The sequence below is a fragment of the Amycolatopsis sp. NPDC049691 genome (genome assembly GCF_040675005.1).
Taxonomy (GTDB): Bacteria; Actinomycetota; Actinomycetes; order Mycobacteriales; family Pseudonocardiaceae; genus Amycolatopsis.
In genome coordinates this window covers 177934-202069 of sequence record NZ_JBFANX010000008.1, presented here as the reverse complement: position 1 = coordinate 202069, position 24136 = coordinate 177934, and the positions used below count along the sequence as shown (strand labels likewise).

26 protein-coding genes and 1 pseudogene are annotated in these 24136 nt (G+C 73.2%); 21 read left to right on the top strand and 6 right to left on the bottom strand.

Going from position 1 to position 24136, the window contains the following annotated elements; genetic code table 11:
* The first annotated feature begins 2 nt into the window (after window positions 1-2).
* The 10 genes from AB0J40_RS20530 to AB0J40_RS20485 all read left to right on the top strand — a co-directional run bounded on the left by AB0J40_RS20530 (window position 3) and on the right by AB0J40_RS20485 (window position 10036).
* Window positions 3-545, top strand: a complete 543-nt coding sequence (locus AB0J40_RS20530; RefSeq protein WP_364455255.1) for a hypothetical protein — start codon at window positions 3-5, stop codon at window positions 543-545.
* Entirely contained in the window at window positions 542-2011 is a 1470-nt protein-coding gene (locus tag AB0J40_RS20525; RefSeq protein WP_364455252.1) for a hypothetical protein, read from the top strand. The genes AB0J40_RS20530 and AB0J40_RS20525 overlap by 4 nt, the downstream gene beginning before the upstream one ends.
* Window positions 2012-2014: 3 nt before the next feature.
* A complete protein-coding gene (locus AB0J40_RS20520) occupies window positions 2015-4279 on the top strand; it encodes a hypothetical protein (protein WP_364455250.1) in 2265 nt (754 codons plus the stop codon).
* Window positions 4276-5025 carry a hypothetical protein gene (locus tag AB0J40_RS20515; protein WP_364455247.1) on the top strand — a complete coding sequence of 250 codons (750 nt, stop codon included), beginning with the start codon at window positions 4276-4278 and terminating at the stop codon, window positions 5023-5025. The genes AB0J40_RS20520 and AB0J40_RS20515 overlap by 4 nt, the downstream gene beginning before the upstream one ends.
* Before the next feature lies 1 nt (window position 5026).
* Entirely contained in the window at window positions 5027-5749 is a 723-nt protein-coding gene (locus AB0J40_RS20510; protein WP_364455244.1) for a hypothetical protein, read from the top strand.
* The gene (locus AB0J40_RS20505; RefSeq protein WP_364455241.1) at window positions 5746-6684 is read left to right on the top strand and encodes a RimK domain-containing protein ATP-grasp; all 939 of its coding nucleotides are present in this window, start codon (window positions 5746-5748) and stop codon (window positions 6682-6684) included. Before AB0J40_RS20510 ends, AB0J40_RS20505 begins: the two co-directional genes overlap by 4 nt.
* Complete coding sequence (locus AB0J40_RS20500; protein ID WP_364455238.1) at window positions 6681-7394, top strand: hypothetical protein; 714 nt, start codon at window positions 6681-6683, stop codon at window positions 7392-7394. Before AB0J40_RS20505 ends, AB0J40_RS20500 begins: the two co-directional genes overlap by 4 nt.
* Before the next feature lie 33 nt (window positions 7395-7427).
* The gene (locus tag AB0J40_RS20495; RefSeq protein ID WP_364455235.1) at window positions 7428-8369 is read left to right on the top strand and encodes a glycoside hydrolase family 25 protein; all 942 of its coding nucleotides are present in this window, start codon (window positions 7428-7430) and stop codon (window positions 8367-8369) included.
* Between the two features lie 119 nt (window positions 8370-8488).
* Entirely contained in the window at window positions 8489-9463 is a 975-nt protein-coding gene (locus AB0J40_RS20490; RefSeq protein ID WP_364455232.1) for an ArsR family transcriptional regulator, read from the top strand.
* A gap of 66 nt (window positions 9464-9529) precedes the next feature.
* A complete protein-coding gene (locus tag AB0J40_RS20485) occupies window positions 9530-10036 on the top strand; it encodes a TetR family transcriptional regulator C-terminal domain-containing protein (protein ID WP_364455229.1) in 507 nt (168 codons plus the stop codon).
* Between the two features lie 4 nt (window positions 10037-10040).
* On the opposite strand, the gene AB0J40_RS20480 is transcribed toward AB0J40_RS20485, so the two are convergent.
* Window positions 10041-11213 carry an FAD-dependent monooxygenase gene (locus AB0J40_RS20480; RefSeq protein WP_364455226.1) on the bottom strand — a complete coding sequence of 391 codons (1173 nt, stop codon included), beginning with the start codon at window positions 11211-11213 and terminating at the stop codon, window positions 10041-10043.
* A 111-nt stretch (window positions 11214-11324) separates the two neighbouring features.
* Between AB0J40_RS20480 and AB0J40_RS20475 the strand changes: the two genes are divergently transcribed.
* From AB0J40_RS20475 to AB0J40_RS20455, 5 genes are all read left to right on the top strand, one after another.
* Window positions 11325-11813 carry a MarR family transcriptional regulator gene (locus AB0J40_RS20475; RefSeq protein WP_364455223.1) on the top strand — a complete coding sequence of 163 codons (489 nt, stop codon included), beginning with the start codon at window positions 11325-11327 and terminating at the stop codon, window positions 11811-11813.
* Between the two features lie 251 nt (window positions 11814-12064).
* On the top strand, window positions 12065-12310 hold the full coding sequence (locus AB0J40_RS20470) for an ATP F0F1 synthase subunit C (protein ID WP_364455221.1): 246 nt from the start codon (window positions 12065-12067) through the stop codon (window positions 12308-12310).
* Window positions 12311-12454: 144 nt separating this feature from the next.
* On the top strand, window positions 12455-13174 hold the full coding sequence (locus AB0J40_RS20465) for an alpha/beta hydrolase (protein ID WP_364455218.1): 720 nt from the start codon (window positions 12455-12457) through the stop codon (window positions 13172-13174).
* Window positions 13171-13809 carry an HD domain-containing protein gene (locus AB0J40_RS20460; RefSeq protein WP_364455216.1) on the top strand — a complete coding sequence of 213 codons (639 nt, stop codon included), beginning with the start codon at window positions 13171-13173 and terminating at the stop codon, window positions 13807-13809. Before AB0J40_RS20465 ends, AB0J40_RS20460 begins: the two co-directional genes overlap by 4 nt.
* 1 nt (window position 13810) lies before the next feature.
* Window positions 13811-14725: an NADP-dependent oxidoreductase gene (locus AB0J40_RS20455; RefSeq protein WP_364455213.1), complete on the top strand. Its 915-nt coding sequence runs from the start codon at window positions 13811-13813 to the stop codon at window positions 14723-14725.
* A gap of 47 nt (window positions 14726-14772) precedes the next feature.
* Here AB0J40_RS20455 and AB0J40_RS20450 read toward each other — a convergent pair whose 3' ends face one another.
* From AB0J40_RS20450 to AB0J40_RS20440, 3 genes are read right to left on the bottom strand one after another with little or no spacing between them, the layout of a single operon-like run.
* Window positions 14773-16212: an alpha/beta hydrolase gene (locus AB0J40_RS20450; protein ID WP_364455210.1), complete on the bottom strand. Its 1440-nt coding sequence runs from the start codon at window positions 16210-16212 to the stop codon at window positions 14773-14775.
* Between the two features lie 26 nt (window positions 16213-16238).
* Window positions 16239-16958, bottom strand: a complete 720-nt coding sequence (locus AB0J40_RS20445) for an ABC transporter permease (protein WP_364455207.1) — start codon at window positions 16956-16958, stop codon at window positions 16239-16241.
* Window positions 16959-16973: 15 nt separating this feature from the next.
* Entirely contained in the window at window positions 16974-17858 is an 885-nt protein-coding gene (locus AB0J40_RS20440) for an ABC transporter ATP-binding protein (protein WP_364455204.1), read from the bottom strand.
* Window positions 17859-17966: 108 nt separating this feature from the next.
* On the opposite strand from AB0J40_RS20440, the pseudogene AB0J40_RS20435 reads away from it, so the two are divergent.
* A pseudogene (locus AB0J40_RS20435) lies at window positions 17967-19103 on the top strand (histidine kinase).
* A complete protein-coding gene (locus AB0J40_RS20430) occupies window positions 19100-19702 on the top strand; it encodes a response regulator transcription factor (protein WP_364455201.1) in 603 nt (200 codons plus the stop codon). Before AB0J40_RS20435 ends, AB0J40_RS20430 begins: the two are co-directional and overlap by 4 nt.
* A 16-nt stretch (window positions 19703-19718) precedes the next feature.
* Here AB0J40_RS20430 and AB0J40_RS20425 read toward each other — a convergent pair whose 3' ends face one another.
* On the bottom strand, window positions 19719-20627 hold the full coding sequence (locus tag AB0J40_RS20425; protein ID WP_364455199.1) for an SDR family NAD(P)-dependent oxidoreductase: 909 nt from the start codon (window positions 20625-20627) through the stop codon (window positions 19719-19721).
* Between the two features lie 129 nt (window positions 20628-20756).
* Here AB0J40_RS20425 and AB0J40_RS20420 point away from each other — a divergent pair, with 129 nt between their 5' ends.
* From AB0J40_RS20420 to AB0J40_RS20405, 4 genes are read left to right on the top strand one after another with little or no spacing between them, the layout of a single operon-like run.
* The gene (locus tag AB0J40_RS20420) at window positions 20757-21422 is read left to right on the top strand and encodes a TetR/AcrR family transcriptional regulator (protein ID WP_364455197.1); all 666 of its coding nucleotides are present in this window, start codon (window positions 20757-20759) and stop codon (window positions 21420-21422) included.
* Between the two features lie 49 nt (window positions 21423-21471).
* Window positions 21472-21627, top strand: a complete 156-nt coding sequence (locus AB0J40_RS20415; protein ID WP_364455194.1) for a CopG family transcriptional regulator — start codon at window positions 21472-21474, stop codon at window positions 21625-21627.
* Window positions 21624-21962: a VOC family protein gene (locus AB0J40_RS20410; RefSeq protein WP_364455191.1), complete on the top strand. Its 339-nt coding sequence runs from the start codon at window positions 21624-21626 to the stop codon at window positions 21960-21962. The genes AB0J40_RS20415 and AB0J40_RS20410 overlap by 4 nt, the downstream gene beginning before the upstream one ends.
* Window positions 21959-23185: an MFS transporter gene (locus AB0J40_RS20405; protein WP_364455189.1), complete on the top strand. Its 1227-nt coding sequence runs from the start codon at window positions 21959-21961 to the stop codon at window positions 23183-23185. Before AB0J40_RS20410 ends, AB0J40_RS20405 begins: the two co-directional genes overlap by 4 nt.
* An 8-nt stretch (window positions 23186-23193) precedes the next feature.
* Here the strand turns inward: AB0J40_RS20405 and AB0J40_RS20400 are convergent, their stop codons facing one another.
* A complete protein-coding gene (locus tag AB0J40_RS20400) occupies window positions 23194-24126 on the bottom strand; it encodes a helix-turn-helix domain-containing protein (RefSeq protein WP_364455186.1) in 933 nt (310 codons plus the stop codon).
* Window positions 24127-24136 lie beyond the last annotated feature (10 nt).

Here is a 24136-nt window from a genome sequence, read left to right as displayed (position 1 = left end):
CCATGACCACCGCACTCCCGCCGCCCCCGGGCGACGACTCCGCCGTCCGGCGCCGCCAGCTGCTCGGGTTCGGCCCACGCGCCGACCTGGCCGACCCCGGGGACACCGCCCGCGACCTGGTGCTGCGCGCCACGGCGACCGGCGTCGACCTCGACCTGGTCGAAGGCGTGGACGCGCTCTGCCAGGACCTCGCGATCGGGCTCACCACGCTGCGCGGCAGCGACCCGTTCAACGTGCGGTTCGGCTTCCTGGGCCTGACGCCGCTGGTGCGCCAGACCTCGCCGGTGCTCGCGCGGGAAGGGCTGCGCAGCGCGGTGATCGAGATGGTCGCCGCCGACCCGCGGGTGCGGCGGGTGGTCGACCTGACCACCCCGACGCCGACGGAGGGCCGCGCCTCGCGGTCGTTCGACATCACCGTCTCGTTCGAGGCGATCACCGGCGACCCGGCGACGCTGGCCACCGGCGGCCTCGCCACCGGCGCCGAGTGGGGCGCCCTCGACACCCCGGGCGTCGCGGCGGCCGGGACCACCGGGAGGACGCCATGAGCTCCGACAGCAGCATCGACCTGACCGACGTCCTCGCCGTCGACGACTCCGTCACGCGGTCCACCGGCAGCGGCAGCTTCGGCGTGACGCCGGCGGGGTTCCTGCCCAAGCCGTTCACCCGGCTGCTGGCCGAGAAGATCGCCCTCGCGCAGCAGCTGATCGACCCGGCCGTGGACCTGTCGAGCGGCAGTGTCCTGCGCAAGCTCCTGGAGGTCACCGCCCTCGAGGACGCGCGGACCTGGGCGGCGCTGGCGGCGGAGTACGACGACAGCTTCGTCAGCACCGCCCGCGGCCGCGCGCTGTCGGAACTGGGCGCGGAACTCGGCATCACGCGGCCGTTCCTCACCGCGACCGGTTCGGTCACGCTGACGCTGGCGGAGGCGCTGCCCGCGAGCGTGCCGAAACTGGTGCTGCCGCGCGGTTCCCGGCTGGCGACGCCGGGCGGGCACCGCGTCGCGCTCGCCGCGGCGGTCGAGTTCACCGCCGGCGTGACGTCGGCGTCCGTGCCGGTGACGAGCTTCGACCCGGGACCCGTCGGCAACCTCGACCCGGCCGCCACCGACGCCGGTGGTGGGCACCCGCAGCGGATCGACCGGTGGGAGATCGCCGACGCGAAGCTCACCGCGATGATCGCCGCCGACGTGGCGGCCGGCTTCCTCGACACGGCCGCCTCGATCGGCCAGGGCCTGGTGCGTGTGCAGCACACGCAGGCGCTGACCGGCGGCAACGCGCAGTTCGACGACGACCGCTACCGCGCGCTGCTGCTCAACGCGCCGCGGTCGGTGTGGACCGCGGACGCCATCGCGGCCACCGTGGCGCTGGTACCCGGCGTGCGGCAGGTCCTGGTGCGGGACGGGTGGGGCGGGCTCGACCTGTCCCAGTCGATCTTCGGCCAGTTCACCTTCCTGGAGCGGCTCTTCGCGGCGGACCGGGACATGTCGTCGCCGTTCTTCGTCACCGTGCTCGTCGCGCCGACCGAAGCCGCGGTCTGGGAGGGGGCTTCGGGGCTGCACGCGGCGGTAGAGCAGGCGATCCGCGACGTCCGCCCGGTCGGGATCTTCCCCGACGTCGTGCGGGCCGAGCAGGTGTTCTTCACCGTCGACGCCGACGTGGTGACCTCGGGCGTGCCGCTGCCGTCCGGCTCGGTCGCCGTCCGCAACCTCAGCCCGGGCGCGCTCGCGCTCAAGCAGCGGCTGGCGGCCCGGCTGCGCGGTGTCGTCGACGGGCTGTCCCTCGCGGAGCCGGTGCGGGCGGCGGCGCTGTCGGCGGCGATGATGGCCGAGCCCGGCGTCGTCGACGTCACCGGGCTGCAGCTGGTGCGCTTCCCGTACTCGGTCGACTCCGTGGGCTCCGGCGGGGAGAGCGACACCTCGCCCGACGTGCTCGACGTCGACGAGAACCTGATCATCGGCGCCGACCAGATCGCGGTTTTCGTCTCCTCGCCCGGCCGGCTGACGGTGCGGTGAGCCATGACGAACCCCGTGCCCGCCTCCGTGCTCGACCCGGCCGGCCTCGGCGCTGGCGTGCTCGCCGCGGCGGCGGCCGAGCTGATCGGCCCGCTGTCCCCGGCCGCCACCCCGAAACCGTTGCCGTCGCACGCTTCCGGACCACCGGGACAGGTCGAGGCCGTCGTCGACGTCCCCACCCGGCAGGCCCTGGTGCTGTGCACCGTACTGTCCGATGTGGACGCCCAGGGACTGACCGTCCTGCCCGCGCTGAAGTCCGGCAACGGCACACCGCAGACCCTGCCGGTGCTGACGTTCGCGCCGCACACCGCGGCCGGGACCGCACTGGTGGCCGCGATCCCCGCGCCGGGCAAGGGCGCCGACGTCGCGCCGTTTTCCGTGCTGGCGCGCGGGATCCGCGGCGGCGAGACCGGTACCGGGCTCAGCTCGGCGCAGCTGCTCGCCGCCGTGCGGTTCGACCTGGTCCAGGGCACGCTCGGGCGGCTGCTCACCGTGCTGCTCGACGAGAAGGGCCGGATCCGGCGCACCGCCCGGCAGATCCGCGCGATGCGGACCCTGGCCGTGGCGAGCGGCAACGCCCTCGACCGGATCGGCGCCGACCTCGCCTGCCCGCGGTTCTCCGACGAGCTGTTCTGGGACGCCGAGGACCAGACCCCCGCCACCCGGCCGCTCCAGCCGGACGGAACCCGCGAGGACGACGCGTCCTACCGCGCGCGGCTGCGGGTCCTGCGCGGGCTGCGGCTGCCCAGCACGCCGTGGATCGATTCCGTGCTGGGCGGCGGTTTCCTCGCCGACGTCGGCGTGTCGGGCAAGGTGACCGTCGACGAGGCGACCGATCCGCAGCTGATCGCGCTGCGGCTGGTCGCCCCCGGCGCGCCGGGCAAGATCCCCGAGCTGCTCAACGCGGTCCGGCGGGTGCACCTGATCTGGCCGGCGGGCAGCACCGAAGGTGACGACGCGCACGCGCACCGCCTGCTGCCCCCGGCCGAGGTGGCCCGCGTGGACGTCCAGCGCGCGGCGCTCGCCACCTGGCAGGTGCAGCCCTTCCAGCCCGTGGCGCCCGCCGTGGCCGAAGCGCTGGCCACGCTCGACCGGCGCTGCGTCCAGCTGGGGGCGCGGCCGTGGCCGCGAGTCCTCAAAGGACAGGACAACGCGGGCGGCTCGCGGTTCGAGCTGGGGTTCGGCGCGCTGTTCGCCGCGCCCGTCGCCGCCCAGCTCGACGCGGCGGTCACCGCGGCCACCCAGCTGAAGGACCCGGACCTGGTGCCCGTGCCGCGCTCGGCCGACCCGGCGGGCGCGTGGCTGCTCAAGGCGTGCGGGCTGCGGACGGTCGAGCGCGACGCCGACGGCACGGTGTTCACCAGCACCGCGCCGATGGGCCCGCTCGTGGTGGACGTCGAGCCCGACTCCGACGGCGACGTCCCGCTGACGCTGACCGCGCGGCTGGTCTCGCCTGCCGACCCCGGCCACGACGTGCCGGTGGTGAACGTGATCACCGCGCTGGCGGGTGCGCAGCTGACCCCGGTCGCCGACCCCGCCGCGGTGCTGGCGACCGCGCGGGCGACGTCCACGGTCCCCGGCCTGGACGCCGCGCTGGACGGCCGGAGCGTGCCGAAGGTGGCCGACGTCGCCGCGTTCCGCCGTCAGCTGGGCACGGTCTCGCCCCGCGACTACGTGCTCTTCGACCTCGGCGCCACCCGCACCTCGGCCGTGCTCGCGAACTCCACGCTGCTGAGCCCGTTGTTCACCACGGCCGCCGCGGCCGGCGCGAGCAGCGTCGTCGCCCTGGTCACCGGCGGCGGAACGCTGGCGCTGATGTTCGGCGTCGCGGGACTGCCGCTGGCGGGCAGCAACCTGGCCGGCGAACACACCCTGATCCACCGCTGGCAGGTCCGCGGGCTCGGGCCGCAGCACGCGACCCTGTCGTCGCGGCGGGGCGCCGTCGTCACGATCCCGGTGGTCAACGAAGGCATCAGCGTCGTGTCCTGTGTGGTCGGTCAGCGTTCCGGCAGGACCAACCCCTACACCTGGCGGCCTTCATTGCCCGACGGAACGCTCCTGACGCTGCGGCAGTACGAGCACCTGCTCAACATCGTCGAGCTGGTGACGCCCGTCGGAGTGCGGGCCGACACCTTCGAAATCCGGCGGCGGCACGTGGACGTGGACGGCTCCGGCGCGTTCACCGGCCTCGGCATCGCCGCCGCCCGGGCCTACCGGCACTACCGCCTGGCGCCGTCGGCGCGGGCAGGACAGGGAGAAAGCTCATGAGCGACGACGAACAGCTCGTCTACGGCGTCCCGGCGCACACGATCGTCGACGCCCTGCGCGGCGCGGGGATCGCCGAGGACGACGTCATCGCGGTGCTCGGCCGCGCCATCGCCCGGCAGTCGGGCCCGGGCCTCACGACGACGGTGACGCCGCCGTTCGTGTTCCAGACCAACGTTCCCCAGCAGGCGCCCCAGTGCGAGCTGCACTTCGAACCGACGTTCAGCCACCCCGACTTCATCGACGGCGTGACCGTGGTGCAGGCCGGGGAGACCCCGACCGAGATCGGCTTCAACCACCGGTTCCACGCGATCGAAGACGACCTGGCCGGCATCGCCGACGCCCTGCGGACGGTCAGCAACTGCATGAAGGAGCTGCGGCTGGAGCTGTTCGGGGTGGTCCAGGAGCTGCAGGTGAAGATCACCGCGATCGACCGCCGGATCGACCCCCTCAAGGACAAGGCGGAGACCAAGGAGACGAAGGAAAAGGAAAAGGAGAAGGACGACAAGGAGAGCAAGGAGAAGGAAGGCAAGGACGGCAAGGAGAAGGAGGGCAAGGAGAGCAAGGACAAGGACGACAAGGAGCGCGGCAAGGACGGGCGCAAGGAGTTCGTCGACCTCGCCGGCACCGCCGCGCCCGGCACCCCGCCGCCCGCGCCGGACCAGGCGGAAGGCGACGAGCGCACGTTCATTTCCCTCGAAGACCGGCCCGAGGTGGGCCGGGACGCGCTGGCCGGCGAGGACGGCTGAGATGCTGCTGATCCTCGCCCATGCCCACGACGGTTCCGCCCGGGCTTTGGCGCGGCGGTGGGGGAGCGAGGCGCTCCTGCTCACCCCCGGCGCACTGGCCGAGACCCGGTGGCACCTGGAGGTGGACCGCGACGGCGGCGTCCGCACCGGGCTGGCGGACGCCGCCGGAACGCCGATCCCGGCGACGGGCGTGGTGAACCGGCTCGGCGTGGTCACCGCGGCGGACGTGCCGGAGGTGCGCTCGGCGGACCGGGCGTACGCGGGGGCCGAGCTGACCGCGTTCCTGCTGGCCTGGCTCGACGCGTGTCCCGTCCCGGTGCTGAACCCGCCCGACCCGCGCAGCCTCAACGGACCACCGTGGTTCCCCGAGCAGTGGGCCGAGGTGGCGGCGTCGGCAGGCTTGCGCGTCGAGGCCGCCGGCCGCCGCGTCGGGCTGCCGGCCGCACCGCCGGCCGCCGCCGTTCCGGACTGGGACCGCGCGGTGCGCGCGCATGTGGTCGGCGACGTCTGCGTCGGCGACGTCCACCCGGAGCTGGGCCGGCGGCTGTGCGAGCTGGGCCGTCTGGCACGCACGCCGTTGCTCACGGCGACGGTGTCCGGTCGCGGGGCGCATGCGCGGGTGCGGGACATTTCGGCGTGGCCTGACCTGGCCGACCCGGGGGTGGCCGACGCCGTCCTGGCCGCGCTGGGTGTGGTCCCCGACGCCATGGCGGTGGCCGGATGACGATCCTGCTCTGGGGCCTGCTCGCCGACGACCCGATGGCCGCCGTGCACGCGCGGCTGCGGGAACTGAACGCCCCCGTCCGCTTCCTCGACCAGCGGCGCGTGCTCGACACGACCGTGCGGATCTCGGCCGGGCGCACCCGGGTGACCGTCGCGGGGGAGGAGTTCGACCTCGACGCCGTCCGGGCCGCCTACGTGCGCCCGCACGACAGCACGCGGCTGCCCGCCGTGCGCACGCGGCCGCCTGCCGCCCCGGAATGGCGGCACGCGGCCGAGGTGGACCAGGTGCTCAACGCCTGGACCGACCGCACCCCGGCCTACGTCCTGAACCGGCCGGAAGCCGGGGCGAGCAACGGCTCCAAGCCCTACCAGCTGCGGATCGTCGCGGCCGCGGGCTTCCTCGTGCCGCCGACCGTCGTCACCAACGACCCGGCCCGGGTCGCGGCGTTCCTGGGCGAGCACGGGGACGTCATCGTCAAGTCCACCAGCGGGATCCGCAGCCGCGTGCGCCGTGTCGGGCCTGCCGACACCGTCCGGCTGCCGGACGTGCGGACCTGCCCGACCCAGTTCCAGCGGCACGTGCCGGGCACCGACGTGCGGGTGCACGTCGTGGGCACCGACGTGTTCGCCGTCGAGGTGGACAGCGAGGCCGACGACTACCGCTACGCCCGCGCGCAGGGGCTGCGCCCTCCGGTGCTGACCGGGATCGACCTGCCGGACGACGTCGCCGCCCGCTGCCGTGACCTGGCGAAGCGGCTCGGGCTCCCGGTGGCCGGCATCGACCTGCGCCGGACCCCGGACGGCGAGTGGTACTGCTTCGAGGTCAACCCGTCGCCCGGGTTCACCTACTACGAATCGAAAACCGGCCAGCCGATCGCGGCGGCCATCGCCGGGCTGCTCGCCGCGGCGGCGTTGTGCAAGGAGCGTCCGGCATGACCACGATGGACACCGTCGAGGAGGTCCGGTTCGGGGGCGCGCGGGCCTTCGCCGCCGAATTGTTCACCCCCGCGGAGGTGGCGGAGATCGCCGCCGCCGTGGACGCGGTGCCGGCCGGGCTGCGGCACGGGGACGGTCCCGGCGGCCTGCTCACCATCGGCGAACCGTTCTACCGCAACCGCGACCGCCCGGACTACTACGCGGCCCGCGCCCGTGCGGAGAACCGGGTGCTGTACCGGCACTTCCGCCTCGTCCACGAGCGGGTGGCCGCCTTCTTCGAGCACCGGTACGCACTGCCGGTCGTGTACGCCGAGGAGCTGGCCGTCCCCGGGTTCCACGTGTTCGGCTTCCCGGCCCCCGGCGAGTACGAAGGCGGCGGCTGGCACGTCGACGCCCTCGAGACGCAGGTGCCGTCGCTCGTGGCCCGGCGCTCCGCGATCACCGCGGTGGTCAACTTCACCGTGCCGATCGTCCTGCCGGACGGCGGCAGCGGCCTGGACCTGGAGGCCGACGCGCCCGGCGCCCCGCCCGCCCGGCGGGGCGGCGGCGAGCCGGTCACGGTGCCCTACCGCGCCGGCACGGTGGTGTTCACCGAAACCGAGCTGTGGCACCGGATTTCGGCGTCCAAGTGCTTCTCGCCCGGCCAGCGCCGGGTGACCTACCAGGGCCACGGGGTGCGCCTCGACGGCCGCTGGATCTTCTTCTGGTGAAGGAAGGTGTTGTCCGCGAAGGGAGTGCCGACCATGGCAAGAGGAACCGACGTCCATCCGTTCTACCAGCGCGGCGTGCGCTGGGACCAGGTCAGCGACCTCGCGTTCGTGTGGGTCAAGGTCTCCGACGGGGGAGCGCCCTACACGCGCGCGGAAGGGGGTGTGGTGTACCGGCCGGACACGCACGTGGCGGGGGCGAAGTCGCGCGGGATCCCCGTCGGCGGCTACCACTACGCCCAGCTGACCCTCGGCCCGGAGGCCCAGGCCGACCTGCTGCTGGCCGAGGTCCGGCGGCTCGGCGCGACCGGCGTCGCGCCGATGCTGGACCTCGAGGCGCCGTTCCGCCCGGACGGCGCGGCCCGGGCGTTCGGGACGGCGTTCTGCCGCCGCGTCGCGGCCGCGGGCTTCCGGCCGGCCGTCTACCTGAGTGCGTCGTTCGCCGCCGCGCTGCGGCCGGACCTGTGGGACGTCCCGGACCTGGTGATCGTGATCGCCCGCTACGGCGCCCGGCCGGAAGCACCGGGAGCGGGCCGCTACCCGGGCCGCTACGACGTCCACCAGTACACCAGCAGCGGCAGCCTGCCCGGCTCGGCGGGCGCGGTCGACTTCGACGAGTCCTACACCGGAAACCACCTCGACCCGGAGGGTGACATGCCATTCAGCAACGACGACTTCGTCCGCTTGATGTGGGGCAACACGTTCGACAGCGCGGGCAACCGCAACTACGCCCAGTTCATCAAGGACATGGACGCGAAGATCACGGCGCTCGGCTCTTCGCTGGACGCGGTGACGAAGCTGATCACCGACAGCCCGGCCCACCCGGTCGACCCCGACCGCCTCGCAACGGCGCTCGAAGGGAAGCTGGTCGCCGAGCTGGTCCCGGCGGTCACCGAGGCGGTGACGCAGGCCGCGGGCACGGAGACCGCGGACGAGGTCCGGCGCATGCTCGTCGAGCGGCTCGGTACGTCGGCGTGATCGGTGCGCTGCCGGGGCGCTGCCCGATCGGCCGGGACCACGGCGTGAACTGCGGCGGATCCGCGACGGAGGCGTCCGCGCCCGACCGGATTTCGGCGCCGCTGACGTAACATCGAGCCGTGATCGAGCTGGTGCTGGGAACGCTCGACCTGGCGAAGGTGCGGTTCGCGCGCTCGCCGATGGAGGAGCTGCGCAACAGCGTCTACGTCCTGGCGGGCCGCCGCGGCGTGGATCTGCACCGCCCGTGGGTGACGATGGCCCGGTCCCGGCTGGCCGGCCTCGACGTCACCGTGCTCGTCACGCTGCTGTCGCTCGACCACGGCTTCCCGGGCTTCCTCAACCCGCTGACCGAACCCGGGGAAACCTTCGCGGACCAGCTCGAGCGCGTGCGCGCCACCGACGACGCCGGGGTCCGGTGCTACTTCGACGAAGGCTGGGCGCCCGGCGAGATCCCGGCGATCCTGCGCCCGCTGTACGAGGACCCCGGGCGCGAACTCGGCCCGTTGTGCGATCTGCTCGCCGCGTACTGGCGCGCGGCGATCGAGCCGGTCTGGCCCCGGCTGTGCGCGCTGCACGAAGCCGACCTCGCCCACCGGTCGGCCACCCTGACCGGCGGCGGCCTCGCCCGGCTCTTCGAGGACCTCCACCCGCGGATCGAGTACGCCGGCGACGTGCTGCGCGTCCTGCTGCCGCACCACGACGTCCGGCACACGGTGAACGGCGTCGGCGTGCTGCTCAAGCCGAGCGCGTTCATCTGGCCACGGCTCAGCGTGTGCGACGGCCACGACCAGGTCTCGATCGGCTACCCGGCCCGCGGAGTCGGCCGGCTCTGGGAAGAGGCGCCGGTGGCCCCGGCGCCGCTGGCCGAGCTGGTCGGCCGCAGCCGGGCCGCGCTGCTGGCCCTGCTCGACCTGCCCCGGTCGACGACGGAACTCGCGCAGCACTTGGGAGTGACACCGGCGACGGTGAGCGAGCACCTCGCGGTGCTGAGGCTGAACCATTTGGTGCGCTCGCGGCGGAGCGGCCGGGTGGTGCTGTACGAGCGCACCGCGCGCGGCGCCGGCTTGTTGCACGACGATTCGGTGCTGCCCTAATCGTCGCGCCACCCCCGACGCCGCACCCACCATGGACAGGCAGCGAGGGCGGGGAGGGCCGGGGAAATGCGCAGGACCGAAGTGGCCGACGCGGTGGTGCGGATCATCGCGCGGGACGGGCTGGCGGCGGTGACCGCGTCCGCCGTTGCCGCCGAGGTCCGGCGCCCCGCGGAGTGGGCCGTGCGCCACGCCGCCGCCGAAGAGCTGCTGCTGCGGCTGACCCTCACCAACACCGTCGACGCCGTCGATCGCCGGATCGCCGCCGCCCGGCACGAGACCGGCCTTCTCGGTGCGCTGGCCGGGCAGCCGGTGCCGGACCTGGCCGTGCACCGGCCGTGGCTGGGCCTGCTCGTCCGCTCGGCCGCGGGCCCGGACCTCGCCGACCCGGTGCGCCGACGCTTCGGCGCGCTCCACCGGGATCTCCGCACGCGCGCCGTCGCCACCGGACCCGTGCCGGGCACCGAAGCACGGGCGGCTTCGGCCTTGGTGGACGGCCTCGCCGCGCACGTCCTGATCGGCGCGTGCCCGCCCCGGGAAGCGGCCGAAACCCTGGCCGCCCACCTGCACCGGTGACCGGTCAGGGGAAGTCCGGCAGCGTCAACGCCGAATGCTCGGGCCGCGGACTCCCCGACGGCGACTTCGCCAGCTGCCGGAGGGCGGCGTTGCGGCGTTCGAGGTCGGCCGCCGTCGCGGGGAACAGCGTCGACTTGCCTTCCGACACCGTGGCCTGGTTGCGTTCGACGAAGTCCCGCAGCCGGCTCTCGTAGGCCGCGAAAGCCGCCGTGTGGTCGGGAATCGTCGCCAAGGCGTGGCCGAGCACGTACGCGCCGACGAGCGCGAGGCTGGTGCCCTGCCCGGTCAGGAAGGACGGCGCGTGGGCGGCGTCGCCGACGAGCGCGACGCGGCCGTCCGTCCACTGTGGCAGGTGGATCTGGCTGACGACGTCGAAGAAAAGGTCGTCGGCCTCGCGCATCGCCGCGACCATCCGCGCGGTCTCCCAGCCCTCGCCCGCGAACGTCTCGGCGACCAGGTCGCGCTGCGCCGCGGGGTCGCGGAACGCCTCGATCGGCGGGTCCTGCCGGGCGAACACCAGGAAACCGTGGACTTCTTCGCTGTCGAGGACCGAATAGAGCGCCGCACCCTTGCCCGGCGTGCTCCACGCGAGACCCTCGCGGCGGAGGCCGAAGACGTTGGGCATGGTGAACCCGGCGAAGCTGTAGCCGAGGTAGTGGTGGAACTGCTTTTCGTCGCCGAAGACCAGCCCGCGGGTCCGCGAGTGCAGGCCGTCGGCGCCGAAGACGAGGTCGTAGGTCTCCTGCCGGCCGCTGCGGAAGGTGACGTCGACGCCGCCGGCGTGCTGCGCCAGGGTCTCGACGCTGTCGCCGAAGCGGATCTCGGTGTCGTCGCGGATCAGGTCGTACAACGTGCGGGTCAGGTCGCCGCGGCGGACCTCGACGTCTTCGCCGTCGGTGCCGCCGGCGACCGCGTTGGGGTCCAGCGCCGCGATCTCGCTGCCGTCGGTGTCGAGGAAGACCAGCCGGCGGGTGGCGACGTGCAGGTCGCGCAGGCGGGGGAGGATCCCCATCCGCCGCGCGGCGTCCAGGGCCGTCCCGCGGACGTCGATGGGGTAGCCGCCGTCGCGGAGGACGGGTGCCTTCTCGACGACGGTGACCGCATAGCCGGACTGCCGCAGCCAGTGGGCCAGTGCGGGACCGGCGATGCTCGCGCCGGAAATGAGGACCGTGTTCATGGAAACCCCCGATAGCTAAGTTAGGTATCTATATTGTGGGTGCGACAATGCCGCGAGGACGTTGCGGCATGACGCAACTATATACCTAAGTTAGCTATCTAAGGGAGTGTGATGGCCGACACCGACGCCGGCGACGGGTCCGACCTGCGCTCCGTGCTGCCCCGGCTGATGCAGCTGGGCACCCTGATGAACCGCAGCGGACTGGGGGAGCGGGCGATGAAGCGGGTCGGCGCCGACCTCGACCGCCCCGGGTTGTCGATCATCCTCGCCCTGCACACGGGCGGGAAGGCGATGCGCGTCGGCGAGATCGCCGACCGGATGCAGGTCGCCGGGCCGCACGTCACGCGCCACCTGCACGTGCTCGAACGCCGTCGCCTGGTGCGCGGGCTGGCCGATCCGGACGACCGTCGCGCCCGCCTGGTCGAGCTGACCCCGGATGGCGCCGAGCTGGCCGACCGGTACGTCACCACGCTGCTCGGCTGGTTCGGCGAAGCGCTGTCGGGGTGGTCGCCGAAGGATCGCCGGACGTTCTACGACTTGCTGCTGCGGTTCACCGACGACTTGGCGGCGTTCCTGTCGGCGACGGCCGAAGAGGACTGAGCGGCTTCTTCGCTGTCGGCGAACCGGCGTAACGCATTCCGTGCAGGGGCGGACCATGCCTTTTTCTGATATCCTTGCCGTGTTCGAACCATCGGTTCCGGTGAATTCCCGCCCCGTCGATTATTCTGCCCGGCGAGTGCCCTCGACCTGACCCGGCCGCCGTTTTCCGGCGCCTTCGCTTGTTCGGTGCGACACCAGAAGCCGCTGCTCCACGCGAGCGTGCGCGTGGACCGATGTGAAGGGGAATGTCCATGAACAATGCTGTTCTGGCGCAAACCGTCAACCTCAACCCCGGCCTCGCCGCCATCGGCTACGGGCTGGGTGCGATCGGCCCGGGAATCGGTGTCGGCCTCATTTTCGCCGCCGTTATCAATAGTACCGCCCGGCAGCCGGAAATGCGAGGGAAACTGCAGACGATCGGGTACTCGACGTTCGTGCTGAGCGAGGTCCTCGCGTTGATCGGCGTGGTCGTGTACTTCATCGCGTCCACCAAGTGAGCCCGGCGCCCGCACGCGGCGACCCCGTGCGCGGGCGCCGCGGTCCGCGTTAGATAGGTTACAGTACTTGACTGTAACGAAACATCGGCTTAGCGTCGGTCCCAGGTTGCGCGGCAACGGTGCCGCGGGAAGGTGGTTCGCTCGATGGAGACGTACGTGCTCGTCCCCGGGGCCTGGCACGGCGCCTGGTCCTGGCGCCCGGTCGCGCACCGGCTGCGGGCCCGCGGGCACCGGGTCTTGGCGCTCACGCTGCCCGGGCTGGCGGACGGCGACGACCCCCGCCGGTTCGACCTCGCCGACACCGTCGACTTCGTCGCGGACGTGCTCGAGCGCAACGACCTGACCGGCGTCACCCTCGTCGGGCACAGCTGGGGCGGCTACCCGGTCTTCGGGGCGGCCCACCGAGTCCCGCGACGGCTGCGCCGAGTGGTCTTCTACAGCGCCTTCGTGCCGGAAGACGGCGTCGCCCTCGTGGACGACGTCCCGCCCGGGCACGCCGACCTGTTCCGGCGGCTCGCCCGGGAGTCGGGCGACCACTCGGTCGTCCTCCCGTACGAGGTCTGGCAGAACGCCTTCGCCCAGGAGACCCCGGAACCCGCGCGGCGGCTGCTGTACGACCTGCTCGTGCCGCAGCCGATGAGCTACTTCGAGCAGCCGATGAAGGCGCCGGCGCTCGAGGTCCCGGTCAGCTACCTGGCCGGCGAAGCCGACCTGGCCATGCCGCCGGGCGAATACGCTTGGTGCCCGCGGTTCCCTGGCCGGCTCGGGGTCGAGCCGGTCGCCGTGCCCGGTGATCACGAAGCGTTCCTGGTCCGTCCCGACGATTTCGTCGCGGTTCTCGAGGAGGAAAGGCAACGGTCATGACGGAGGTCATCGCGGGAGTGGACGTCCCCGGGACGGCGGCGGTCGCGGAAGCGGCACGGCTCGTCGGGGACATCACCAGCCCGCTCGTCTACCACCACTCCCGCCGGGTCTACTTCTTCGCCCGGCTCCACGCCGAGCGGCTCGGCGTGGACCCCGATCCCGAGCTGCTCTACCTGGCCGCCCTGTTCCACGACACCGGCCTGGCGACGCCGTTCTCCGACGTCGAACAGCGCTTCGAGGTCGACGGCGCCGACCACGGGCGCCGGTTCCTGCTGGAGCACGGCTTCCCCGCCGCGGCCGCGGACACCGTGTGGACGGCGATCGCGCTGCACACCACCCCCGGCATCCCCGGCCGCATGGGCCCGGAGATCGCCGCGACGCACTTCGGCGTGCTGACCGACGTCGTCGGGTTCGGCCTCGGCGAGCTGGACCCCGGCCGGGTGGCGGAGATCGTCGCCGCGCACCCGCGGGGCGACTTCAAGCACGAGTTCCTGACCGCCTACTTCGAGGGGCAGAAGGACCGCCCGGAGACCACCAACGGCACCGTCAACGCCGACGTCCTCGCGCACTTCCTGCCCGATTTCCAGCGCACGACGACCGTCGAGCGCATCCTCGGTTCCGCTTGGGAGAGCTGACATGCGTGCCATCACCGCGAGTGATCGGGAAGCGGGCGTCGGCGGGCTCGCACCGGCCGAGCTGCCCTACCCGCACGCCGCCGAAAACGACGTCGTCGTCGAGGTCCACGCCGCCGGCTTCACGCCCGGCGAGCTGTCCTGGCCGGCCACCTGGACCGACCGCGCCGGCCACGACCGCGCGCCCAGCGTGCCTGGGCACGAGCTGTCCGGTGTCGTGGCCGAGCTCGGCTACGGGACGACCGGCCTGACCGTCGGCCAGCGCGTGTTCGGGTTCGCCGACTGGGCGCGGGACGGCTCCTTGGCCGAGTACACGGCCGTGGAGGCGCGCAACCTCGCGCCGCTGCCCGCCGACCTCGACCACACCGTGGCCGCGGCGCTCCCGATCTCGGGACTGACCGCGTGGCAGGGGTTGTTCGACCACGCCGGGCTCACCACCGGCCAGACGGTGCTGATCCACGGCGCCGCCGGCGGCGTGGGATCGCTCGCCGTCCAGCTCGCCCGGGAGGCCGGCGCCCGGGTGGTCGGCACCGGCCGGGCCCGTGACCGCGACCTCGTGCTCGGCCTGGGTGCCGACGCGTTCGCGGACCTGGCGGGCGACGAGTGGGAGCAACCCGCCGACGTGGTGTTCGACGTCTTCGGCGGCGACGTCCTCGCGCGCTCGGCGGCGCTGGTCCGCCCCGGCGGCACCCTCGTGACGATCGCCGAGCCGCCGACGGTGTGGCCGGAGCACGGGCGCGCGGTGTTCTTCGTGGTCGAGCCCGACCGGGTGCGGCTCGGGGAGCTGGCCCAGCGGGTGCGGGACGGCCGGCTGAAGCCCCTCGTCGGCGAGGTGCTCCCGCTCGCCGAGGCGCCGGAGGCCTTCACCCGGCGCCGTCGCGTGCCGGGCAAGACGATCATCCGGGTGGCGGCGGACTGACGAGCCGTGCGGCGAGCCCTCGCTCACCGCACGGCCCCACCCCCTCGTCAGGGGGTTTCCGCGGCGCAGGCCAGGTCGTGCGCCGGGCGCTGCCCGGTCACCAGGAACTCCGTCACCGCGGTGTTCGCGCAGCGGTTCGGCGTGAACGGGTAGACCCCGTGCCCGCCCTGGTCGACCGTCACCATCCGCGCCCGGTCGCCGAACGCCGCCCGCAGCTTGCGGGCCCCGGACAGCGGCGTGCCCGGATCACGCTGGTTCTGCACCATCAGGACGTTCGCCGGGCCGTGGCCGGTGATCCGCACCCGCGGCTCGGCGGGCGGCGCCCAGTACGCGCACGCCGCGATGTTCGCGCTCGCCGCGCCGAGCAGCGGGTAGCGGACCCGGTCGACGGCCACGTCCAGCTGGTAGCTCGCGATCGAGCGCGGCCACGCCGAGTCGCCGCAGATCACCGCGAACCGGGACGCCAGCAGGTTTTCCACCCCGGTCACCGGTTCCGCCGGCGGCTTCGGGGCCCGGCCCTGCTCGAGCCCCTGCCAGTCCTCGGCGAGCTTCGTCAGGTCCGTCGAGTACAGGCCTTCGAACGTCAGGCCGCGGAAGACCGAGCCCGTGACGCCGCCGACCGGGGTGCGGTCCAGCCGCGCGGCCAGCTCGTGGAACTTGGCCGTCACCTGCGCGGGCGTCGTGCCGAGCCCGTACTCCGGGTGCTTCGCCGCGAAGGCCGCGAAGTCGGGGAACCGGTCCTCCATGCCCCGCCCGAAGCCGCGCATCGCGTCGATGTCGTAGCCGCCCGGCCCGAGATTGCTGTCCAGGACGATCCGGTCGCTGCGCTCGGGGAACAGCGTCGTGTAGACCGCGCCCAGGTAAGTCCCGTAGGACGCGCCCAGGAACGACACCTTCGGCTCGCCGAGCGCCGTCCGGATGCGGTCCATGTCCCGCGCGGTGTTCGCCGTGGTGACGTAGGGCAGCATCGATGCGGTCTTCGACCCGGCGCACTGCTCGGCTTCCCGCTTCGCGATGGCGGCTTGCTTCACGACGTCGGCCGGGCCGTTCGCGTAGGGCAGGTTGCCGACCGCGATCTGCTCCGGCGTCAGGTCGCACGTCACCGGGGTGCTGTGCGCGACCCCGCGCGGGTCGAACCCGATGATGTCGTAGGAGTCGAGCACTTCTTGGGGCAGCTTCACGTACTTCAGCAGCTGCGGGTAGTCCAGGCCACCGCCGCCGGGGCCGCCCGGGTTGGTCAGCAGCACGCCCCGCCGCCGCTCCGGGGTCCTGCTCGGCAGGCGCGACACGGCGACGTCGATCGTCCGCCCGCCCGGCTCGCGGTAGTCCAGCGGGACTTTCAGGGTCGTGCACTGCAGGTCCGGCGTCGGGAACGCCCCCGCCGGGCACGGTCCCCAGGTCAAGGTGTTCGGTGCGGCGGAGGCCGCGGGCACGGCGGTCGTCGCGCCGAGCACGGCGATCGCGGCCACCAGCATGGCTTTGCGCATCGGAATTCCTTTCGTTCGCACCGCGCTCAGCGGCGCGGTTCCCAGCGGAAGAGCCGCGCCGCCAGCACGATCGCGACGAAGACCCAGGCCAGCGTCGGGGCGAACAGGACCAGCGAATCGGCGAGCGGCTTGCCGCCGTTCCAGGCGTTCAGCACCAGCTCGGTCGCCGACCCGCCGGGGAGCAGGCGCTTGAGCAGCGTCAGCTCGCCGGTGCCGGTCACGCCGACCCAGCCGGCCACGGCGATGACGCCGAGGCTGACCGGCAGCGTCGTGACCTGCGCGTGCTCGGGGGAGTTCGTCAGCCCGGCCGTCGCCAGGCCGAGCGCCGGCATCATGGCCACGGTCGCCACGACGGCCGCCACCAGCAGCACCGGGTCCGCCGGCGCCCCGGCGACCGCGGCCAGCGCGCCGAGGACGACGGCGATCTGGAGCACCGACAGCACGGTGATCGGCAGCAGCAGCCCGCCGAGGATCGCGGCGTCCCGCGCCGCGGTGGAGCGCAGGCGCTTGAGGAACAGGTTCTGGCGGCGGGAGGCCAAGGTCGTCACCGACGTCGTGTAGAGCCCGATGCCCGCCACGAAGAACAGCGCGAGCGTCGCGATGTAGCCGAGGCTGCCGGCTTCGGTGAACAGGTCGTGCTTGGCGATGAAGAACGCGCAGAGCCCGGCCGGCAGCACGAGCGCGGTGACCAGCACGAGCCGGTTGCGGAAGAGCTGGATCAGCTCGCCGCGAGCGATCGTCCACATGGGAATGTCCTCTTCTCAGGAGTTGTCGATGGCGCGGAAGACGTCGTCGAGCCGGGTCGGCCCGGCGCGCAGGTCGTGCAGCTCCACGGCGTGGTCCTGCGCCCAGCCGAGCAGGGTGTGCAGGTCCTTCTGCAGGCCGAAGGTCTCGACGAGGAACTGGCCGTCCGCCTGGCGGGTGGCGTGCAGCGGGGGCGCGGGCGCGCGCGGCGGCAGGCCGAAGTGGATGGTCGCGGGCAGGGTCCGCGTCAGCTCGGCGACGGTTCCTTCGCGGTGGAACACGCCCTGGTGCATGAGCCCGATGCGGTCGGCGCGCTGCTGGGCCTCTTCGAGGTAGTGCGTGGTGAGCACGACGGTGGCGCCGTCCTCGCGCAACCGGTCCACGGCGTCCCAGAGCGCGTCGCGCGACTGGATGTCGAGGCCGGTGGTGGGCTCGTCGAGGAAGACCAGCTCGGGCGTGCCGAACACCGCGGTGGCGAAGTCCAGCCGCCGCTTCTCGCCGCCGGAGAGCTGCCCGACCTTGGTGGTGGCCTTCGGGCCGAGGCCGACGAGGCCGAGCACGCGTCCGGCGTCGTCGGTGCGCTCGGTGAGCCGTCCGATCAGCCGGACGGTCTCCCGCACGGTCAGGTCCGGGGAGAACCCGCTCTCCTGCAGCATGATCCCCATCCGCGGCCGGACGGCGGCGCGGTCGCGCGGGTCCTTGCCGAACACGCGCACGGCCCCCGACGTCGGCGCGCGGTGGCCTTCGACGGTTTCCAGGGTCGAGGTCTTGCCGGCGCCGTTGGTGCCCAGCAGCGCGTACAGCTCCCCGCGTTCCACTTGGAACGAAAGGTCCTTCACGGCGGGGAAGCCGCCGTAGGCGAGGGTGAGGCGGTCGACGTCGATGACGGGTGTCGTGGACATGCCCCGATTCCAGCCGGATCGGCGCGCGCCCGGCAGTGTGCCGACGTCACCCCGAAACATGACGTGGTGTCACTGGTGCGGCCCGCCGGGCCCGATACGCTCGGACCCGTGGAGGTACCGGCGATCGCGCGCAGGAGCACCTGGACCGGCGGTGCGGTCCAGGAACGGCTGCGGCGGCTCAACCTGATCACCACCATCCCGCCGCTGGCCATCATCGGCCTGCTCCTGCTCCTGCTCACCGCCCGGACCTGGTGGCACGTCGCCGTCCAGGTCGTCGGGCTGGTCGCGGCGCTGGCGACCGCCGAACGCTGGACGGCGGGGGACTACCTGCGCGTCGCGCGGCCGAGCTTCGCCGTCGCCGCGGTGGTTTGGCTGGCCGGGGCGCTGACCAACGACCCCTCCGCGTTCTTCGGCGTGTCCGTGGTCGGGTCGTTCCTCATCCCGCCGCTGCCGCGCCGCCGGGTCGCGGCACTGGCCGGGTTCACCGCGCTGGTCGCGGTCCTGGGCGCGGCGAACGTGCTGGTTTACGACGACCGCGTCGGACCCCGGCTGATCTAGTACGCCGCCATCCCCGCGGTCGCCGTGCTCGTCTCGACCGGGCTCATGTTCGTCAGCCAGCGGTTCTTCGACCTGATCGCCGAGCTGGAGCAGTCGCGCGAGCGGGAGGCGGAACTGGCGGTGACCCGGGAGCGCGTCCGCTTCGCCGGCGACCTGCACGACATCCAAGGCCACACGCTGCACGTGGTGAAGCTGAAGGTGGCGCTGGCCGAGAAGCTGCTGGACAGCGACCTCGACCGGGCGCGCGCGGAGCTGGCGGAGGTGCGCAACCTGGTCGGCGACACGATCGTCCAGACCAAGGAGCTCGCCCACGGCCGGCGGCGGCTGAACCTGTCGGCCGAGCTGGAGAACGCGAAGAACCTGTTCGAAGCGGCGGGCATCCACGTCCGCGTCGCGCGGGAGTCCGAAGTGGACGCCCGCGCGGGCGAGCTGCTCGGCCAGGTCCTGCGCGAGACGACGACCAACATCCTGCGCCACGCCCAGGCCCGGCAGGTGCGGATCACCCTGACGCGGTCGGGTATCGAGATCGTGAACGACGGCGCGGCCGAGGACGGCGAGCCGCCGTTGAGCGGGCTCTCGGCGTTGCGCGAACGGCTGGCCCAGCACGGCGGCGAGCTGCGGGTGGCGCGCACGGACGGCCGCTTCCTGACCGCGGCGGCGGTCCCGGCGTGGGAGGAGGGCCGATGACCACCGTGGTGCTCGCCGACGACGAAGCCCTGCTCCGCAAGGCATTGGCGGCGCTGCTGCCGCTCGAGGGCGAGATCTCCGTGCTCGCCGAGGCCGAGGACGGCGAGCAGGCGGTGGCGGCGACGCTGCGCCACCGCCCGGACGTGCTCGTCATCGACCTCGAAATGCCCACAGTGGACGGTCTCGGCGCCGTGGCCGAGATCCGGCGCGCGCGGCCGGACCAGGTGATCCTGATGCTGACCCGGCACGCCCGGCCGGGAGTGCTGCGGAAGGCGCTGAAGCTGGGCGTGCAGGGGTTCGTGAGCAAGGCGGCGGAACCGGCGCACATCACGGAGGTGATCCGGACGCTGCACGCGGGCAAGCGCTGGATCGACCCGGACGTCTCGGCACTGGCGGTCGTGGACGACTGCCCGCTGACCGACCGCGAGATCGACGTCCTGCGCGCGACGCGGGAAGGGTTTTCGGTGGCGGAGATCGCGGGCCGGCTGCACCTGGCCGAGGGCACGGTACGCAACTACCTGTCCAACGCGATGCAGAAGACCCAGACCCGCACCCGCCACGAAGCGGCCCGCTACGCCCGCGAACACGACTGGCTTTAGGTGACCCGCTTCGCCGTCAGCCGACCGGGAACTTGACACCGGTCAGCTCCTCCGAAACCGCCCACAGGCGCCGCTGGATGGCGGCGTCGTACGACTGCGGCGTCGACGCGACCACCTGCGGGCGCCCGCGGTAGCCGCCGAGACCCGACGGGCCGTAGTACTGGCCGCCGAGAGCCGCCGGGTCCGTGGCCGCGCGCAGGATCGGGAGCGCGCCGGCCGCCGAGCTCTGCGTGAACAGCGGGGCCACCACCGGGAACAGCGCGCGGGCGATGGCGGGGGAGTTGCGCATCAGCTCCGTGCGGGCCACGCCCGGGTGGGCGGCGAGCGACGCCGTCGTGCCGTGCGGGGCGAGCCGGCGCTGCAGCTCGTAGGCGAACATCAGGTTGGCCAGCTTGGCCTGCCCGTAGGCCGCGACGCGGTCGTAGGAGTTCTCCCACTGCAGGTCGTCGAAGTGGATCGCCGCGCGGATGCGGTGGGCGATGCTGGCGACCGTCACCACGCGCGAGCCCTCGACCGGCAGCAGCAGGTCCAGCAGCAGGCCGGTGAACGCGAAGTGCCCCAGGTGGTTGGTGCCGAACTGCAGCTCGAAGCCGTCGCGCGTGGTCTGGCGCGGCGGATACATCACGCCGGCGTTGTTGACCAGCAGGTCGATCTTCGGGAGCGAGCCGTGCAGGTCGGCCGCGGCGGCGCGGACGGACTCCAACGAGGAGAGGTCCAGCTCCTGCACGGTGACGTCGGCGGCCGAGCCGAGCCGGGCGGCGGCCTGCTTGCCCTTCTCGACGTCGCGGACGGCCAGCACCACCGTCGCGCCCCGCTCGGCCAGCGTCTTCGCGGTGTCGAACCCGAGCCCGGTGTTGGCCCCGGTGATGACGGCGACGCGGCCCTTCTGGCTCGGCACGTCGCGCTCGGTCCAGTTCTCGCCCATGGTGGTTCCCTCCGTGGCGGCCCTTGCGGACCGGCGGTCTGTTATGTCCCCGACGGTAAGGAACCGGCGGTCTGTTGTCAAGAGACTGCCGGTCTTCAATTTCGCGCGGCGGGCGTTACGCTGGGTGGCATGACGTTCCAGCGAGCCCGCAGTGCCGAGCAGCGGGAGGAGCGGCGCCGCACGATCCTCGACACGGCGCTGGCGATGCTCGACGAGATGCCGGTGGCCGACGTGAGCCTCAACGAGCTCAGCCGCCGGGTCGGGTTGGCGAAGTCGAACGTGTTGCGCTACTTCGAATCCCGCGAAGCCGTCCTGCTCGAACTGCTCGACCGGGCCCTGCGCGACTGGCTGGCCGAAGTGGTGGACGAACTCGCCGAGGGCGTCGACCGGGAGCTGTCCGTGGGGGAGCGGGGCGAGCGGTTCTCCTCCGTGGTCGCCCACTCGCTGGCCCGGCGCACGGTGCTGTGCGACCTGATCGGCGCGCAGGCCGGTGTCCTGGAGCACAACGTGTCGACCGACGCGGTCGTGCGCTTCAAGCGGTCCGCCCTCGCCGGACTCGACGCGATGGCCGAGCTGATGTGCCGGTACGTCCCGGAGGTCGGCGACCGGGCGGGGTCGATCTGCATGCTGGCGATGATCCTGACCGGCGGCCTGTGGACGCACTGCCGTCCGTCGCCGAGCGCCCTCGCCGCGTACGAGGCGGACCCGGCGTTGCGGGCACTGCACCTCGACCTGGCGCCGGCGCTCGCGCACGGGCTGACGTTGCTGATCTCCGGGGCGGTGGCGGCCGCCTGAGCCCGTTGCCGCACCTCCTGCGGGTTTGCTCATTTGCTAGCATGTGGGCATGTCAGCCGACGCCAAGCGGCAGTTCAGCGTCTACCTGCCGGTCGACCTCATCCGGCGGGTGAAACACGCCTCCGTCGACGCCGACGAGTCCCTCTCCGCCTACGTCGAACGCGTTCTCGAAGACCACCTGCGACGCACGGAGGAGCGCCCATGATGCGCGTGCTGCCCATCCGCTACACCTCGGACGTCGAAGCCCTGACGCGGTTCTACACCGCCTTGGGTCTGGAAACCGGAGCCGTTTCCCGGCCGGGTGGCTGGGTGGAGCTCCCGGCGGACGGCGGCACCCTGGCCGTCCACAGGGGAGACGGCCGGTGCGAACTCGCCTTCGAGACCGACGAGCCCCTCGAAGACGTCAAGAAACGCCTGCAGGAAGCCGGATACCACCCGGGACCCGTGATCGACGAAGGCTTCGGCCAGTCGCTCCGGGTAGCCGACCCCGACGGCGTGCCCGTGCAGATCAACGTCTACGACCGCGACCTCTACACGTGACCCGGGCCGGGCCGCGGTCCCTCGCCGCCGGGATCGTCGCGCTCGAATTCGCCGCCGCCGTCACCAGCTTCGTCGCCTCCACGCTGCTGCCTCTCGTCGCCGGCGACCTGAAGGCCGAGGACCGGCTCGGCCTCCTCATCGCCGGTTCGACCCTCGGGCTGTTCGTCGCCCTGCCGCTCGCGAGCCGGGTGCTGGCGAAGCTGGGAACGCGGGCGACCCTCGCCGCCGGAATGCTCGCCTACGTCGGCGGGCTCGTCGTGGCGGCCACTTCGGGGAGCGCCTGGACGTTCGCGCTGGGCCAGCTCGCCACCGGGCTCGCCAGTGGTCTGCTCGCGGTGTTCGGCGTCAGTTCCGCCATCCGCCACCTCGACGACCGGCTGCGCGTCAAGGTGGTCGCGGCGTCGTCGGCGATGTGGATCCTGCCGGCCCTCGCCGGCCCCGCCGTGACGCTCGGCCTCGCGCACCTCGTCGGCTGGCGCTGGACGCTGCTGCTGCCCGTTCCGTTCGTCCTCTTCGGACGGTTGCTCGTCGTGCGCGCCGCCGCCGACGAGCCGGAGCCGTCGCCGCGGCCGCTCGGCCGGACGCTGCTGGTACCCCTCGGCGCGGCGGGCGTCGTGCTGAGCGAAGGCTGGTGGCCGGCCGCCCTCGCGGGCGCGGTCGTCGCCGTGGCCGGGATGGTCGCGATCCTCCCGGCGGGCACCGCCCGCCTGCGCCGGGGGACGCCCGCCGCGCTCGCCGCGATGGTGCTGTTCGCGGTCGGCTACTTCGGCGCGGACAGCCTGATCACGGTCCTGCTGACGAAGGGCTTCCACGTCGGCCTCGGCCAGGCGGCGATCGTGTTGAGCGCGGCCCCGCTCGCCTGGGCGGTGACGAGCCTCCTGGCCCGGCGCCACTTTCCCGCGACGGGCCTGGGCCTGACGGCGCTCGGCACGGCGGTCCTGGCGATCGGCGGCGGCCCGTTCCCGGTGGTGCTGGCGGCGTGGACGGTGGCCGGGATCGGCGTCGGGCTCGCGTATCCCGCGCTGTACATCCGGGCGAGCACGCCGGGGTCGAGCGGGCTCACCGCGACGGAGCTGGCCACCGCCGTCATCACGGCCGAGTGCGTCGGGCAGTTGCTCGGCCGTGCGATCGGCGGCGCACTGAGCTCCGCGGGCGGGTTGTTCGCTTCGTATGCGGTGTTCGCGGTCGCGCTGACCGCCGCGGCCGTGGTCAGCCGGAGGTGACCCACCGGTTAGCGCATCCGGAACGCCCGCCGGTAGGCGCCCGGCGTCGTACCGACCTGAGCGCGGAAGCGGCGGCGCAGGTTGACTGCCGAAGTGAGGCCGACCCGGGCCGCGATGGCTTCGACCGGCAGGTCGGTGTCCTCCAGCAGGGCACGAGCCTCGGCCACCCGCCGGCCCAGCAGCCACGCCCCGGGACTGGTGCCGAGCTGGTCGGCAAACCTACGGGCGAGCGTGCGCGGGGAGACGCCGGCGTGCGCGGCCAGGTCGGTCACCGACACCGTCGCGAGCCGCTCGGCCGCCCAGCCGAGGAGCCCGTCGAGGGCCTCCGGCGGCGGGGGCGGCGGGGCGAACTGCACCTGACCGCCCTCGCGGTGGGGCGGCATCACCATGTGCCGCGCGACGAGCGCGGCGTGCGCGGCGCCGTGGTCCTTGCGGACGAGGTGCAGGCACAGGTCGATACCCGCGCCGGCCCCGGCGCTCGTGGCGACGTCGCCGTGGTCGACGTACAGCACGTCCGGCTCGACGCGCACCCGCGGGAACTCCCGCCGCAGCTGCTCGGCGCGGCCCCAGTGGGTCGTGGCCGACCGGCCGTCCAGCAGGCCCGTGCGGGCCAGCGCGAACACCCCGGAGCAGATGGTGACCAGCCGCGCGCCCCGGGCGTGGGCCCGCAGCAGCGCCCGGCGGACGCGCGGCGGCAGCGGTGCCTCCACCGGTGCCCAGCCCGGGATGATCACGGTGTCCGCCGAGTCCAGCGCCGACAGGCCGCGCGAAACGGCCATCGCGTACCCGGCGGTCGTCGGCACCGGGCCGGGCGTCTCCGCGCAGACCTCGAACTCGTAGTGCCGCGGCACGCCGTCGCGCGGCGTGCCGAAGACCTCGGCGGCGCAACCGAGTTCGAACGTCGACTGCACCGGCCGCACCAGTGCCACCACGCGATGCATGGCAGAAAAG

Bases quoted from the DNA above. Each gene is read 5' to 3' on its own strand.
- AB0J40_RS20510 (WP_364455244.1), top strand. From the start codon at position 5,027: ATGCTGCTGATCCTCGCCCATGCCCACGACGGTTCCGCCCGGGCTTTG.
- AB0J40_RS20530 (WP_364455255.1), top strand. From the start codon at position 3: ATGACCACCGCACTCCCGCCGCCCCCGGGCGACGACTCCGCCGTCCGG.
- AB0J40_RS20485 (WP_364455229.1), top strand. From the start codon at position 9,530: ATGCGCAGGACCGAAGTGGCCGACGCGGTGGTGCGGATCATCGCGCGG.
- AB0J40_RS20480 (WP_364455226.1), bottom strand. From the start codon at position 11,213: ATGAACACGGTCCTCATTTCCGGCGCGAGCATCGCCGGTCCCGCACTG.
- AB0J40_RS20495 (WP_364455235.1), top strand. From the start codon at position 7,428: ATGGCAAGAGGAACCGACGTCCATCCGTTCTACCAGCGCGGCGTGCGC.
- AB0J40_RS20415 (WP_364455194.1), top strand. From the start codon at position 21,472: ATGTCAGCCGACGCCAAGCGGCAGTTCAGCGTCTACCTGCCGGTCGAC.
- AB0J40_RS20450 (WP_364455210.1), bottom strand. From the start codon at position 16,212: ATGCGCAAAGCCATGCTGGTGGCCGCGATCGCCGTGCTCGGCGCGACG.
- AB0J40_RS20465 (WP_364455218.1), top strand. From the start codon at position 12,455: ATGGAGACGTACGTGCTCGTCCCCGGGGCCTGGCACGGCGCCTGGTCC.
- AB0J40_RS20500 (WP_364455238.1), top strand. From the start codon at position 6,681: ATGACCACGATGGACACCGTCGAGGAGGTCCGGTTCGGGGGCGCGCGG.
- AB0J40_RS20400 (WP_364455186.1), bottom strand. From the start codon at position 24,126: ATGCATCGCGTGGTGGCACTGGTGCGGCCGGTGCAGTCGACGTTCGAA.
- AB0J40_RS20445 (WP_364455207.1), bottom strand. From the start codon at position 16,958: ATGTGGACGATCGCTCGCGGCGAGCTGATCCAGCTCTTCCGCAACCGG.
- AB0J40_RS20430 (WP_364455201.1), top strand. From the start codon at position 19,100: ATGACCACCGTGGTGCTCGCCGACGACGAAGCCCTGCTCCGCAAGGCA.
- AB0J40_RS20410 (WP_364455191.1), top strand. From the start codon at position 21,624: ATGATGCGCGTGCTGCCCATCCGCTACACCTCGGACGTCGAAGCCCTG.
- AB0J40_RS20520 (WP_364455250.1), top strand. From the start codon at position 2,015: ATGACGAACCCCGTGCCCGCCTCCGTGCTCGACCCGGCCGGCCTCGGC.
- AB0J40_RS20455 (WP_364455213.1), top strand. From the start codon at position 13,811: ATGCGTGCCATCACCGCGAGTGATCGGGAAGCGGGCGTCGGCGGGCTC.
- AB0J40_RS20515 (WP_364455247.1), top strand. From the start codon at position 4,276: ATGAGCGACGACGAACAGCTCGTCTACGGCGTCCCGGCGCACACGATC.
- AB0J40_RS20525 (WP_364455252.1), top strand. From the start codon at position 542: ATGAGCTCCGACAGCAGCATCGACCTGACCGACGTCCTCGCCGTCGAC.
- AB0J40_RS20470 (WP_364455221.1), top strand. From the start codon at position 12,065: ATGAACAATGCTGTTCTGGCGCAAACCGTCAACCTCAACCCCGGCCTC.
- AB0J40_RS20420 (WP_364455197.1), top strand. From the start codon at position 20,757: ATGACGTTCCAGCGAGCCCGCAGTGCCGAGCAGCGGGAGGAGCGGCGC.
- AB0J40_RS20505 (WP_364455241.1), top strand. From the start codon at position 5,746: ATGACGATCCTGCTCTGGGGCCTGCTCGCCGACGACCCGATGGCCGCC.
- AB0J40_RS20460 (WP_364455216.1), top strand. From the start codon at position 13,171: ATGACGGAGGTCATCGCGGGAGTGGACGTCCCCGGGACGGCGGCGGTC.
- AB0J40_RS20440 (WP_364455204.1), bottom strand. From the start codon at position 17,858: ATGTCCACGACACCCGTCATCGACGTCGACCGCCTCACCCTCGCCTAC.
- AB0J40_RS20475 (WP_364455223.1), top strand. From the start codon at position 11,325: ATGGCCGACACCGACGCCGGCGACGGGTCCGACCTGCGCTCCGTGCTG.
- AB0J40_RS20425 (WP_364455199.1), bottom strand. From the start codon at position 20,627: ATGGGCGAGAACTGGACCGAGCGCGACGTGCCGAGCCAGAAGGGCCGC.